General features: G+C 43.2%; 10 protein-coding genes and 1 pseudogene. 6 read left to right on the top strand and 5 right to left on the bottom strand.

What is annotated here, in order from left to right; all coding sequences use genetic code 11:
* Position 1: 1 nt before the first annotated feature.
* Together FM037_RS08290 and FM037_RS08285 are read right to left on the bottom strand one after the other, a co-directional pair.
* Positions 2–1,507 carry an aldehyde dehydrogenase family protein gene (locus FM037_RS08290; RefSeq protein ID WP_144045607.1) on the bottom strand — a complete coding sequence of 502 codons (1,506 nt, stop codon included), beginning with the start codon at positions 1,505–1,507 and terminating at the stop codon, positions 2–4.
* Between the two features lie 99 nt (positions 1,508–1,606).
* Complete coding sequence (locus FM037_RS08285; protein WP_144045606.1) at positions 1,607–2,836, bottom strand: M20 family metallo-hydrolase; 1,230 nt, start codon at positions 2,834–2,836, stop codon at positions 1,607–1,609.
* Between the two features lie 263 nt (positions 2,837–3,099).
* On the opposite strand from FM037_RS08285, the gene FM037_RS08280 reads away from it, so the two are divergent.
* A complete protein-coding gene (locus tag FM037_RS08280) occupies positions 3,100–3,981 on the top strand; it encodes a LuxR C-terminal-related transcriptional regulator (protein ID WP_144045605.1) in 882 nt (293 codons plus the stop codon).
* 71 nt (positions 3,982–4,052) lie between these two features.
* Here the strand turns inward: FM037_RS08280 and FM037_RS08275 are convergent, their stop codons facing one another.
* A complete protein-coding gene (locus tag FM037_RS08275; RefSeq protein ID WP_144045604.1) occupies positions 4,053–6,104 on the bottom strand; it encodes a hypothetical protein in 2,052 nt (683 codons plus the stop codon).
* Positions 6,105–6,544: 440 nt separating this feature from the next.
* On the opposite strand from FM037_RS08275, the gene FM037_RS08270 reads away from it, so the two are divergent.
* The 4 genes from FM037_RS08270 to FM037_RS08260 all read left to right on the top strand — a co-directional run bounded on the left by FM037_RS08270 (position 6,545) and on the right by FM037_RS08260 (position 10,161).
* Positions 6,545–7,582: a hypothetical protein gene (locus FM037_RS08270; RefSeq protein ID WP_144045603.1), complete on the top strand. Its 1,038-nt coding sequence runs from the start codon at positions 6,545–6,547 to the stop codon at positions 7,580–7,582.
* A gap of 484 nt (positions 7,583–8,066) precedes the next feature.
* Positions 8,067–8,963 (top strand): malate synthase, encoded by an 897-nt coding sequence (locus FM037_RS08265; RefSeq protein WP_227992591.1) that lies wholly within the window; start codon positions 8,067–8,069, stop codon positions 8,961–8,963.
* Positions 8,911–9,105, top strand: coding sequence for a hypothetical protein (locus FM037_RS29235; protein ID WP_227992592.1), 195 nt, complete (start codon positions 8,911–8,913; stop codon positions 9,103–9,105). Before FM037_RS08265 ends, FM037_RS29235 begins: the two co-directional genes overlap by 53 nt.
* Positions 9,106–9,402: 297 nt before the next feature.
* A complete protein-coding gene (locus tag FM037_RS08260; RefSeq protein WP_144045602.1) occupies positions 9,403–10,161 on the top strand; it encodes a GntR family transcriptional regulator in 759 nt (252 codons plus the stop codon).
* Positions 10,162–10,297: 136 nt separating this feature from the next.
* Here FM037_RS08260 and uraD read toward each other — a convergent pair whose 3' ends face one another.
* Positions 10,298–10,813, bottom strand: coding sequence for a 2-oxo-4-hydroxy-4-carboxy-5-ureidoimidazoline decarboxylase (uraD, locus tag FM037_RS08255; protein WP_144045601.1), 516 nt, complete (start codon positions 10,811–10,813; stop codon positions 10,298–10,300).
* Positions 10,810–11,738, bottom strand: a pseudogene (gene puuE, locus FM037_RS08250) (allantoinase PuuE). The gene uraD and the pseudogene puuE overlap by 4 nt, the downstream one beginning before the upstream one ends.
* A 613-nt stretch (positions 11,739–12,351) precedes the next feature.
* On the opposite strand from puuE, the gene FM037_RS08245 reads away from it, so the two are divergent.
* Positions 12,352–13,716 (top strand): 8-oxoguanine deaminase, encoded by a 1,365-nt coding sequence (locus tag FM037_RS08245; RefSeq protein ID WP_144045600.1) that lies wholly within the window; start codon positions 12,352–12,354, stop codon positions 13,714–13,716.
* Positions 13,717–13,890 lie beyond the last annotated feature (174 nt).

Raw genomic sequence — 13,890 nt, 5'->3', positions numbered from 1 at the left:
CTCAATCGCCATAGTTAATCCACACCGTCTTAGTCTCAAGAAACAGATCCAATTGCTCTTTGCCCTGCTCTCGCCCGAAGCCTGACTGCTTCACCCCGCCAAAAGGCATGGATGCATCGACAAGATGATGGGTATTAACCCAGACTATGCCCACCTCGAGACTGTCAATCATCTGATGGACAAGCTTGATATCATTTGACCAGATACTGGCAGCAAGCCCAAATGGTGTATCGTTAGCTAGCGCTATGACCTCCTCCAATGTATCGAATGATTGCGCAACCAGCACAGGGCCGAAGATCTCTTCACGGACTATGGTCATATCATGGTGAGTATCTGCAAATACGGTCGGTTTAACAAAATATCCAGGGCCTTGCCAGTCACACCCTCCAGCCAGTAATCTAGCCCCCTCTTCGATACCTATTTTGATAAAATCCTGGACTCGCTCTTGTTGTACACGGGAAATCAGTGGCCCCATATCAATCTGACTGTCCATTCCATGAGTGAGAGTCATATCATTTGCAATCTCACTGACGCGTTGAATAAATGCCTCGTAGATCCCCGACTGAACATAGAGGCGAGAACCCGCGACACATACCTGACCATGATTAAAGAAAATAGCGCTGGCCGCTCCCTGAGCCGCCTTCTCAATATCAGCATCATTAAATACGATAACCGGAGATTTACCCCCTAGCTCCAACGACACCCGTGTCACATTCTCCATCGCCGCCTTACCAATCATCTTGCCTACTGGTGTCGAGCCCGTAAATGCAATCTTGTTAATCCCGGGATGGGAAGATAGCGCCGCGCCAGCAACATTCCCAAAGCCAGTAACCACATTGAGCACACCTGCAGGCAAGCCGGCCTTGATGCCTATTTCAGCGAGTAGCAGGGCTGTCAAAGAGGTATTTTCCGCAGGCTTTAAGATGATGCTGCAACCAGTAGCCAAAGCTGGGGCTATTTTCCATGCCGCCATAGATAAGGGGAAGTTCCAGGGAACAATCGCCCCAACCACCCCTATGGGGACTTTCTTGGTATAGGTTGAATGTAAACCAGGCACGGACACAGTTTGCGTTGTCCCCTCTATCTTGGTCGCCCACCCCGCCATATAGCGGAAAAACTTGATCGTCGACTCCACATCGACATGGCGGGCGATTTCAACAGATTTGCCATTATCGAGGGACTCAAGCATGGCAAAATCATCAGCATGACATTCGATTAAGTCGGCAAATTTTAAGATAACCTGTTGACGCTCATAGGGCAGCATACGAGACCACACTTTAAAACCAGCTTGAGCCGATATCACGGCCTTATCTATATCTTGTTTATCCGCCGCGGGGATTTTAGCCAGTAACTCACCGCTTGAAGGCTCGAAAACATCGATTGTCTCCCCTGAACTGGCGCTGAGCCACTGCCCACCGATACACATCTTAAGATCGGTGCTGAGATATCTCTGTACTGTGTCACTGACAGGGACATCATTTAAAATACTGAGTGATAATGGTGACATAAAGGATTCCAAATATTCATGGGCTGATCGGCTCACTCATATGCTTAACTATGAGTGAGATAAGATCTTGCCATTAATTGATAATATGATTAATAGACGCTAAACAGCCTGGGATAAGATGGCATTGAGCAAGACATCGGCACCCTTCCCCACATCGGTAGGAGATGCGTACTCGGCTTCGTTATGGCTCAATCCATCGCGACATGGAATAAATATCATGCTGGTATTCACTATCCGAGCCAGGTTGACCGCATCATGACCGGCGCCGCTCACCATGGTCTTGTTGCTGTAGCCTAAATCGTCGACAGCCTGCTGCACCGAAACAATACAAGCGTCCGAAAATTCAACACCCGGAGCATGCCAGCTCTGCTTGAGCTGAAATTCTAAATCTAAACTGCCACAGCTCTGTGAAATAATCTGCTCGCTCTTCTCTAACATATCAAGATAAGTGGCAAGATCCGGATGACGAATATCCATAGTAAGCATCAACTTACCCGGTACGGTATTGGGTGAAGCGGGTTCGACATCGATCGTGCCAAAAGTGATGCGGCTATCAGGGGAATATTCCTCTGCCAATTGATAAAGCTTGGGTAGGAAAAGTGATAATGCCATCATGGGATCGCGTCTTGAAGACATGGGTGTTGGGCCAGCGTGAGCCTCCTGGCCCCAGACGGTAATATTATGCCGACTCATGTGCTGAGCGCCCTTTACCACCCCAATAGTCAACTTCTCAAGCTCCAGAATGGGCCCTTGCTCTATGTGTAATTCGAAGGCGGCTTTTATCGGAAAGTAACTGGCGGCTACCTGGCCTTTTTGCCCTAAACGGATAAGCTCATCTTCGACTCTGGCCTGATTGTCGAAAGCCTGAAGATCATAAGCCAGTTGCAATGGCATTGACTGAGTCCACACCGCAGAGCCCATCATGGCACAATCGAAACGACAGCCCTCTTCATTGGTCCAGACAACCAACTCTATGGAGTGCTGGGTATCGATACCTTTCTCAGTCAAGGTGTGTAACACCTCTAACCCACCTAAGACACCATATACCCCATCGAACTTGCCACCACTGGGCTGGGTATCCAGATGACTGCCAACGAGTATGACTGGCAACTGTGGAGACTGACCCTCCCGACGAATGAACAAGTTACCAATTTCATCATAATGATGACTGCAACCAATCTCATTGGCCCATTCGATCAATAGACTCCTGCCCATGCTGTCCAGATCCGTTAACGCTTGCCTGTTACAGCCTCCGTTCGGCGTCGCACCTAGTTTGGCCATCGCCATCAAGCGAGACCAGAGTCGCTTGTGATTTGTTTTTTCCGTCATCTGCTTTTCCTTTTAGCCCGATAAAGAGAAACCATATGAAAATTTCAAATGGGAAATTGATCTCATACCAATTGGTGTAAGACTAATTTAGCGAGATAAATGACGGAATAACCCTGTAGGGGTATTGATAACAAGATTATTATTTCAAGAAAAATGGCGATTAAAATGGCACAAGATCAAAGGTAAATTTCAGCTTAAAACTTATTCGACAGATTAATTTAAAGCCAGTATTGTGGTTGAACTATGTTTGACTGGAATACATTTTGAACAAGAATAATTATAACAATATTCAAACTGAATTTGATTGGCAGCACATATTACCTAAGCTCATTTCTAAAATGGGCAGCAAAGATTTTCTTGGTGATTTATCAGCCATACTGCAATCCATATCTCCCTATGGCAGTAGTGTGGTATTTGGCTATTTTAAAGAGTCATCGCCAATTTTACTCTATAGTGATCTGTCCGATAGAGAGCAACACTCTACCTTAGAATTATACCTACGCGGCGGCTACCTGCTGGATCCTTTCTACGGCGCCATTCAGCGAAGTGTACCCGAAGGTATTTATCAACTAACCGAACTGGCACCCGACGACTTTTTTCAGACAGAGTATTATTTAAACTATTACCAAGCCACAAGGCTTAAAGATGAGCAAGGTGTGATCATCCACCTATCCGATGAGGTGTCAGTGGTCATCTCTCTGGGCCTGCGAGACGACTCCACAGACGATATAGATGAGCCTTTTCAAGCTGTCGAACCGATAAAGTTTATCTTGCTCGAGTTAATCCGCAAACACTTCCAGCTATACGACCTACAGTCACTGATAACCGACCAACAATCGGTAAAAGACAAAAATTTTAGCAATAATCTCAACAAAGCCTTCAACAACTTTGGTCGAGAGGTGCTGAGTGAACGAGAACGTGAAATTGTGTTATTTATTTTGAAAGGTTACTCCAGTAAGGCTATCGCTAAATCACTGGATATCAGCTTGGAAACGGTAAAGGTTCATCGGAAAAAGATCCACTGCAAGCTAAACATCAGCTCACAGGCCGAGTTATTCTCCTTGTTTATCGTATCTTTACCTATGCTGGACAAGGATGCAGATGCAGATCCACTCGCCCTGTATCTCAGAAAATTTGAAGATTAAAAGTCTCAAAATTTCACAAAAAGTGCTCTGCCTTGCAGAGCACTTTTGATTATAACTGGATATTTAACTCACTAGTCGTTGTCTACAATAACTGTTTCAGCGACAAGGCGATCAGCTAAATCACCGGCTATCCATGCAGTGAAATAAAATACTTCATCAGGCTCTTGAATATCATCATCGACACTATAATAAGTAATAATGACTTCACTCACCCCTGCTGGTATATTTAGTACCTTAAAATTAAGTAAATTGACATCATATTGATATGTCCGTGATGCATCAGTATATATCAACTCAACATCGGCACGAAGATCAATCCATACTTGTGCACTATTAGTGAGAAGTTGTATACCTAAACCTGTATTACGATATGTAGCACGATCAAACATCACATGACTCGTATTAAACTCACCCTCCATTATAGTTTGTTTATCAGTTAGCATCTCTTTTAATTTAACGTTATTCTCAGAGTAAGAACCACTAATATCGAGAATGAAATTTTTCTTATCTGCTTGCATTTCATCTAACCAGGCAAATAATTCAATCTTAGTATCATTATCATTATCATCAATTAACGTCAGAACTCTCAATAGTATGCTTTGACTTCCAATTGGAACAACTAAACTCCCATTTGTATTAATGTCGACTACTTTTGGCCAGGTTTTACCGCCATCAAAACTGGCATAAACTAAACTACTGAAATCAATTTTAACAATACTTTCAAAGGAGTTAGAGAATTGTAGCCCTAGAACTCTTTCACTAATTGTTGGTGTCTCTAAGTGAATGTTGAAATAAGCATCGTTACCACCTACAGAACCCATGATATCACCCACTATGCTCTGAACTGGTGGTTCTACTGGATCAACCGGACCTGTAATCTCAGATACCCGCATAGAGTGAGGTTCAGAAAAATCAAGATATTCACCATTAAATGCCAAAACATTGATTAAGTCAGCATTGTCTGTGTCTTTCGTAAAAAAGCCTAAACGGTTGTAAGATAAATTATCAAAGTCCGACAGGATCACCTTCAACCCATCAGGAACAATCAGGTCGACTTCATGGCCACGAATATAGTGAGGCAAAGCATAACCTGAACGCTGGCCTGCAGTTAAGCAGTATTTTTCGTTGGTTATACGACTAATGATACAGGCTTCAGGAAGCCTTTTACTCGGAACAACTAACATTGAATAGGGTGCAGAAAAGTCGAGATACTTGCCATTTCTAGCCTTTACATGCTCCAACTGCTTATTTTCAGTGTATCTATCAAATGAAGCCGTATGATTATTTGGTATACTTCCATCATCACTAAGAACCATTACCAGACCACTGGGTATTTGCAAATCAACTTCATCCCCTTTTATATAAGCCGGTAATGTATAACTAAGCTCACCTGCTGTAAGACAAAATTTTTCACCGGATTTACGGCTAACGATGCAAGCTTCAGTAACTTTCTTCGTCGGAACAACTAGCATAGAATAGGGTGTAGAAAAGTCGAGATACTTGCCATTCCTAGCTTTTACATGCTCCAACTGCTTATTTTCAGTGTATCTATCAAATGAAGCCGTATGATTATTTGGTATACTTCCATCATCACTAAGAACCATTACCAGACCACTGGGTACTTGCAAGTCGACTTCATCCCCCATTATATAATCCGGTAGTGTATAACTAAGCTCACCTGCTGTAAGACAAAATTTTTCACCGGATTTACGGCTAACGATGCAAGCTTCAGGAACCTTCTTCGTCGGAACAACTAGCATGGAATAGGGTGTAGAAAAGTCGAGATACTTACCATTTCTAGCCTTTACATGCTCCAACTGCTTATTTTCAGTATATCTATCAAATGAAGCCGTATGATTATTTGGTATACTCCCATAATCACTAAGAACGACTTCCAGCCCACTAGGAACCAGTAAGTCAACTTCATCTCCCATAATATATTTTGGTAGGGTATATGCAATTTCTCCAGCTTTAAGACAATACTTATCGCTGGTATCACGGGTAATGATACAGGCCTCAGGTATACTTTCAGCATATATAAGAGTGCTATCACTAGCTATAGAAATATTGGAGACCGAGGTTAAAGACATACCAAACAATAAGAGTAAATAATTTTCTTTCATAAGTAACCATTAAATAAATATTGAAAATAATATTTAACACAGTAACAATTAAAAACAAAGATAAATATTTAAACACGCCAACGCATTAATAAAAAAGCAATAATAGTTCATTTTAAAACCAACAGGATACACTTTAGATACACTAATTAAGTATCAATAACCCCTCTACCAAGTAATTATTTATGAAGATTAGTAAATCCTAGCTTTCAATCTAAGTTTCTAATTAGAAAATAACAAATAAAAATTCAATTTATTGGGAAACATATGAATAATCATAAAAGAATATTTCTAAACATTTCTGCCAAAACTTGTTTAATTACAGCACTAAGTGGATACTTATTACCAAATATTGCATCTGCAGAGGACTTAACAGCTAAGATATTAGCATCATCCCCTACTTTTCTGAAGTGCATGCAAACCTAGATACAAATACCATTTCAATGTCATTTACTAATGATCTTAGTTCATTACCTGGTTTCTATGTCAAAGCAGAAGTGAATACTCAGTACAAAATGTCTTGCAAAGAAGAGAAATGTTTTTATTCTAAAACGAGTGTAACTAGTAATATTAAAGAGGTGTATAAAAGCACCCTTTTATCTTCAGGTGATAAAGTCATTTTCACTATGAAATGGGGTGGTAAAGATGGTGTCATAATCGATACAAGAGAAGTGACGGTTTCCGATTATAATTTTGATTCAGATTATGACGGTGTCATAGATAGTATGGATACAGAACCCGAGTTAAATTCATCCATAGAGACATTTGAACAAATTGGCGCCCAAGCCTGGTTGGACTCTCTTGATAAAGAAGATTTACTAAAAACTAAGGGTAACTTCGCCAAAACGACAGATTATAATAGCTTCATAATTTACGATATTGATAATTCTGGCAACCTGATATTTAATACAGTTTATCCATGTCCGCCAAACTTTGCCTTCTTTGGTGATATAAAAGCATGCCTACCACTTGATAAGGTGCTACCAAACAACGACATTTTTCATGGTGAAGTTTTAAAAAAAGAAGATGCACAGAAAAATTATATCGAAAGCCTTACACCTGAATCTATTGCATTAATTAGCTCTGTTAGCGGTATCGATTATGATTATGATCATGACGGCGTTATAGACAACATAGATTCTGAACCTCAGCTCCATTCTTCCATAGAAACAATGGAAGCCATTGGCGGCCAAGCTTGGCTAGACTCTCTTGACAAAGAAGATTTACTAAACTCCTCGTTCGCCAGAACTACAGATTATAATAGTTACATAATTTATGATATTGATAACTCTGGCAACCTAATCTTTAACCAAGTTAACCAATGCCCACCAAACTTTGCCTTCTTTGGTGATATAAAAGCATGCCTACCATTAAAAGCAATAGCAGATTATGAATTCTATCAAAAAGAAGATGCCCTTAGAGATTATGTAGACAGTCTTACCCCTGAATCTATTGCCTTAATAAATTCAGTTACCCACTAAGTCACATTGGCAATGACTCTCATTAGCTTAGTAAATAAGGAAGAATAATCAGGCTGCCTGTACTTTAACAGGTATGCCTGATTTTATTCATTACCTGTATTCTACCAATGTCCCATCAGCTTTATCGCGATAAGCTCATAGGCTAACTTGTACAATCCAACTGCACAATATCCAAACGATCAACACAGGTAATGACAGTAAGTCATTACTAACTCATATTAAGACACACTCACCACACAAGTCTCAAACCAAGTTAAGTAACTGTTAAAAATGGATTATACCTTATCACCCTAAATTATATTTATTCATTTCATCTAGTTTAATATCCCGTCTACAATGTCGAACGTCTGATGAGATTTACAAGAAATAAATTCCCATGAAAATTTTTATAGTAAGTGAATTTGAGTTAATTAAAACAACCATTAGAAAATGCTTAAGAGTTTCATGAAAGATGCGCTATCCAGGGCAAGAGCATGAGTGTTTAATGGATTTTGCACTCTACTTCTTCCATAACTATCAGACTCGTGCAGAACAAGGGCTGGGAATGTATTACTACATACCTAAGCTCGAAAGCATGGAAGAAGCACAGTGGTGGGATGATATTTTCAGTTTCACCGAAGCCTATTTCAGTGTAAGTACAGGTACGATTAGAGCAACGGTATTGATCGAAACTCTCCCTGCGGTGTTCCAGATGGATGAGAGCCTATACGTAATGCGTGACCATATTGTTGCGATGAATTGTGGTCGATGGGATTACATTTTCAGCTACATAAAAACCTTAAAAAATCACCCAGACCGTATATTGCCAGATCGCCGTGAAGTCGGTATGAATAAGGCATTTCTCAATGCCTATAGCCAACTATTAGTACGTACTTGTCATCAAAGAGGAGCTTTGGCTATGGGCGGCATGTCTGCCTTCATTCCAAATAAAGATCCTCAAGTCATGCAACTTGTACTCGACAAGATGGTTGAGGACAAACGACGGGAGTCTAACAATGGGCACGACGGCACCTGGGTCGCTCATCCACACTTAGTGGTCCCGGCGATGGATATGTTTAACCAGCATCTTAAAGGTCAAATTAACCAACTGGATTTTGACTCTAGCGACATGGGCGAAATAAGCGCAGAGCTTTTGCTGCAGCCATGTACCGGTGGGTGTAACCAAGCTGGTGTGCGGAAAAATATCCGTATCGCGCTCTATTATATCGAGGCATGGATTCAGGGGGTGGGTTGTGTGCCTATCTATGGCCTCATGGAAGATGCCGCAACCGCCGAGATTTCACGCGCGAGTATCTGGCAGTGGATCCATCACGCAGTGAAATTGGACGATGGACAAGTCTTCACCGCAGCGCTTCCGCACTTGGCTAACTCAGGAGCTTGACACCATCAAGGCTGAAGTCGGCGACGCTAGATTCGACTCGGGTTGCTTCCATGAAACGGCGCGCCTCTTCGATGAGATATCTACCTCCGCCGAATTTGCGCCTTTCTTAACCTTGCCTAGTTACCCTCTGTTATTAGACTAGGATTGGAAATAATTCACAACATAGCATCTGACTCTTAATACAATCGGTATAACAACTAGAATAGAGTCAGATGGTAGCTGTGGTGTGATTGCCCTTTAAGCCTTTGTTATTTATCTTCACTTTGCCCCAATCAACAAGTACAATTTCTGATTAGCGCGCGTTTTTGGCTAACTGTATACAAAACTCAATTTTATGCTAAAAATAAAGCTGATAAATTGTGTACAAAACACAGTAAAGTTAACTGAAAAACGTATAATGAACGGCATTTCACCCTCTATCAAAGAATCTGGCAACCTAATGACAAGTCACCTTAAATCGACACAGGTAAAACCCAAATCTAAGCTTTCTAATCAGACTTTGGATGACATCGTTTACTGCCATATTTTTGATGCAATTCTAGAGCAGCGCCTACCGCCTAATACCAAGCTCAACGAAGAAGTGCTGAGTGACATATTTGATGTCAGCCGCACCATGGTTCGCCGCGCCTTACTGCGATTATCTCTGGAGCAAGTCGTCGTTATCCGGCCTAACCGAGGTGCCATCGTTGCCGCACCGACCGTAGAGGAAGCCAAGCAGATCTTCAAAGCCCGTGAAGTCATGGAGTTGGCGATCACTGAGCTGGCTGTAGAACACGCAACCGCCGAACAGATAAAGCAAGTTCGCAAGCTTGTAGCAGATGAGCAGAGTGCATTCGAGAAAGGCGATTTTGGTAGTGGTATCCGCTTATCTGGTGAGTTTCATCTACAACTTGCCGAAATGGCTAACAATACTCCCCTGTTTAATTTCCAACGCAGCCTTGTCTCACAAACATCATTATTGATTGCTCAGTATGAAGTGGGTAACCACATAAACTGCTCCCTGGATGAGCATACGGCGCTGTTAGATGCCATCGAAGCTGCCGACAAAGGCAAAGCCCTTACTTTGATGCAGGAACATCTAAACCATATTCGCTCGAAATTAAACCTCGATGGTGAATCTGTGTCTAAGGATCTCCATGTAGTTTTTTCCAGCTTCACCAATAAGAACACCAACAAAGGTAAGATCAACAAGGCCTAAAGGTTTAAATTCAGTCAGCCTCACTGTTTATTGCGCTCTTGCTGATGATAACTCGTCATAAAAACAAAAAAGGCCATAAAGGCCTTTTTTTGATTAACGCGTTAACATGATGATTAGACTACTTTCCAACAGCGACTCACATATCCTGCAATCGAAACAGGGCTATCTTGTTTATCTCAGCCAAGGCGGTACTGAATTCGGTTTCACTGTCGTTATCTAAGCGCATTTCAAAAGACTCGAGGATTTGATGGCGATTGGCCCCTTTCACAGCCTTGATAAAAGGAAAGTTAAAACGATTCAGATAGAGCTGGTTAAATCGCGTAAAGCGCTCAAATTCCTCTGCCGAACAAAGATCTATGCCCGCACCAGCTTGCTCCGAAGTGGATGCCTGGGTCAGCTCGCCATTGATCGCTGCGCGTCCCGCAAGATCCGGGTGAGCATTGATCAAAGCTAATTGCTTACTCTTGTCGGCTTGCAGCAGTGTATCGGCCATTCGCTGGTGCATAATATTGATGTCGTCTTCATTGCCGGAAAAGCCGGCATCAAACACCCACTCTGCTACCCAAGGGCTGTGTTCATACACATCTTTGAAGTGTGCGACAAATTCGCTTCGGTTCATTTTAGTTGGCTGACAATGTGAAAAGTGCATCATAGTTCCCCCTCCTTTATGCTTGGATGCGGGTGATGCTGGTGCCAGTGCTTGGCAATATCTATTCGTCGGCACAGCCACACCTTATCATGTTGCTTGACATACTCGAGGAAACGCTTGAGCGCAGCGATGCGACCGGGTCGACCGATGAGGCGGCAATGTAAACCAATCGACATCATCTTAGGCGCCGTTGCTCCCTCTTCATACAAGGTGTCGAAGGAGTCTTTTAAGTACTGATAGAACTGCTCACCCGAATTGAAACCTTGCACTGTGGCAAAACGCATATCATTGACATCTAAGGTATAAGGGATCACCAGTTGCGGCTTAGGCCCCTCTTCATGCCAGTAAGGCAGATCATCATCGTAGGCATCAGAGTCATAGAGGAAACCACCTTCTTCAGCCACGATTTTACGTGTATTTGGCCCGGTGCGCCCCGTATACCAGCCCAGTGGCCGCTCACCTGTGATGCGCTCGATGATCTCAATCGCCTTATGCATATGCTCCCGCTCCTCGGCATAATCCATATGTCGATAATCTATCCAGCGGTAACCGTGACTACAGATCTCATGTTTATCTTCCATCATGGCTCTCGCCACGTCCGGGTGACGCTCTAAGGCCATAGCAACGGCAAAAACAGTCAGCGGAATATCATATTGTTTAAACAAACGCAGTACGCGCCAAACGCCGGCCCGGCTGCCGTATTCATAAACAGACTCCATACTCATATGCCGCTCGCCCACATAAGGCTGTGCGCCGGGAAGCTCAGATAAAAAAGCTTCGGATTCTGAATCACCGTGTAACACACAACGCTCCCCCCCTCCTCATAATTGAGCACAAAGGAGACAGCAACACGCGCCTCTCTAGGCCAATGTGGGTGTGGAGGGACAGCGCCATAGCCAATTAAGTTACGCGGATACTCATTATTCATCGAAGGACTCCTTATCTAAACCTAGCCACAAACAAGCAAGCAACAAGCGTTAACCAACAATGAGGCCGATTCGCTTGCTTCTCTGATCTCTGTTTTTATTTTTAAATCTGTTTTAAAAATTGATTGGTTAATCTTGCGCCACACATTGTACAAAATCAACCGTAAAAATGTGTACAAAAATAAAAAGCAAATAAAAAAAGCCAAAACCAAAAGAACTACCACTTAATAATCAATAGGTAATGTATGGGTGAGACTTTAATTCTCAATGAAAAAAGCACATTTATGAAACAAAAAAACATGGTGTAAGGCTTTACTATCCGCTCACGTTGTGTACATAGTTAGCATGACAAGTGAACAATAATCTAAGGCTATGCCGATAATATGGCCATAGATAGCCAACGTCTTCCACTCAGGGATCACCACTGACGCCATAGTCACAGCCTTGCTGAAGCAAACCTACCGGAGCCCGCTTGCGATAGGTCCTCCCTGAGACCGAAGAGAAATATAAGCTAAACCCATGTAATAAGCAGCAGAGTACAAAATAGAATAAACACTAGAATAACAACAGATAAGCCCACTCTGACTGAGTTGGAGGTGGGCTAAGGAAGTATCAATGGAAACAGTATGGCTTAAAAACCCCCTCGCTTTCTACACAGGCACAGATGAAGATGCCCGCGGTGGTGTAGTGATATCCGGCACTAAAGTTGTCGAAATAATTAAACTGGGAGCTGAGCCAACACTAAAAGTCGATGTTGTAGTGGATGCCAGCCAGCATGTGGTTACCCCAGGATTAATTAATGCCCATCATCATTTCTACCAGACCCTGACGCGGGCCTACCCCGACGCACTCAATAAAGAGCTATTTCACTGGCTCAAAACCCTGTATCCCGTTTGGGCCGGGCTCGATGAAGAGATGATTAGTCTGGCAACCGAGGTCGCATTAGTAGAGATGATGATGTCAGGCTGTACTACGGCATCGGATCATCACTACCTGATCCCCAACGGATTAGAGCACGCCATTGATCTCCAGGTCGAGGTGGCTAATAAGTTAGATATGCGGGCAATTTTAACCCGTGGTTCCATGAGCCTCGGCGAAGATGACGGCGGCCTGCCGCCTCGCCATACCATTCAAACTGAACAGGTCATAGTCGATGACAGCTTGCGTTTAATTCGCGAGTACCATCAGCGTAATGATGGCGCCATGATACAAATCGCTTTGGCTCCATGCTCTCCCTTCTCGGTCACAACAGACCTTATGCGTGAGACAGCACGCATTGCTAAAAATGAGAATGTCATGGTGCACACTCACTTGTGTGAAACCATAGATGAGCAAGACTTCTGCCTCGAGCGCTTCGGTCATCGTCCGGTGGATTACCTCGAAGAGGTTGGTTGGTTAAATCACCGCACCTGGCTAGCTCACGGTATTCACTTCAACGACGAAGAAATTAAGCGTCTGGGTCAGGCACAAGTGGGGATAAGTCACTGCCCTACGTCCAATATGATGTTGGCCTCGGGCATATGTCGTAACAAGGAGCTGGAAGCCGCAGGAGTGAAAGTCGGACTCGGCGTCGATGGCTCAGCCTCTAACGACGGTTCTAATATGATAGGTGAAGTTCGTATGGCACTGTATTTACAGCGCTTACGTTATGGGGCTGCCGATGTTACTCACTTTGATGCACTACGCTGGGCAACCCAAGGCTCGGCTCGCGCCATGGGCCGTGACGACATAGGCACCTTAGCCGTAGGCAAGCAAGCCGATATCGCCATGTTCAAACTCGATGAAATCCGCTTCTCTGGCTCCCACGATCCTCTGGCAGCGCTCATATTGTGCGGCGCTCACAGTGCTGACAGAGTTATGATAGCCGGAAAATGGCGTGTCCACGACGGCCAAGTGATTGGACTGGATCTGGAGCGACTGCTCTACAAACACCGCAATGCCGCCAAGCGCCTAGCAGAAAAAGCACTAGCACTACGCTAGTTGTTATAACTCAAGATAAACTGCAGTACAGCCGACACAATGCACTTCAAATTGCGTCGGCTGTACTTAACCACACCGCCATAATATACATGCACAATTAACATCGTTTGATACGAATCAGTATACACATTTTGTTGTTTGAACTTAAAGAAGTGATAATTTCAATTGAAGATA

It is taken from the genome of Shewanella psychropiezotolerans (assembly GCF_007197555.1).
Taxonomy (GTDB): domain Bacteria; phylum Pseudomonadota; class Gammaproteobacteria; order Enterobacterales; family Shewanellaceae; genus Shewanella; species Shewanella psychropiezotolerans.
This window is presented reverse-complemented; position numbering and strand designations above follow the sequence as displayed.

What these genes read in the sequence shown, in the direction of transcription:
- FM037_RS08290 (WP_144045607.1), bottom strand. Translation starts at nt 1,507, where the DNA reads ATGTCACCATTATCACTCAGTATTTTAAATGATGTCCCTGTCAGTGAC.
- FM037_RS08285 (WP_144045606.1), bottom strand. Translation starts at nt 2,836, where the DNA reads ATGACGGAAAAAACAAATCACAAGCGACTCTGGTCTCGCTTGATGGCG.
- FM037_RS08275 (WP_144045604.1), bottom strand. Translation starts at nt 6,104, where the DNA reads ATGAAAGAAAATTATTTACTCTTATTGTTTGGTATGTCTTTAACCTCG.
- FM037_RS08270 (WP_144045603.1), top strand. Translation starts at nt 6,545, where the DNA reads ATGTCATTTACTAATGATCTTAGTTCATTACCTGGTTTCTATGTCAAA.
- FM037_RS08265 (WP_227992591.1), top strand. Translation starts at nt 8,067, where the DNA reads ATGGATTTTGCACTCTACTTCTTCCATAACTATCAGACTCGTGCAGAA.
- FM037_RS29235 (WP_227992592.1), top strand. Translation starts at nt 8,911, where the DNA reads ATGGACAAGTCTTCACCGCAGCGCTTCCGCACTTGGCTAACTCAGGAG.
- FM037_RS08260 (WP_144045602.1), top strand. Translation starts at nt 9,403, where the DNA reads ATGACAAGTCACCTTAAATCGACACAGGTAAAACCCAAATCTAAGCTT.
- uraD (WP_144045601.1), bottom strand. Translation starts at nt 10,813, where the DNA reads ATGATGCACTTTTCACATTGTCAGCCAACTAAAATGAACCGAAGCGAA.
- FM037_RS08245 (WP_144045600.1), top strand. Translation starts at nt 12,352, where the DNA reads ATGGAAACAGTATGGCTTAAAAACCCCCTCGCTTTCTACACAGGCACA.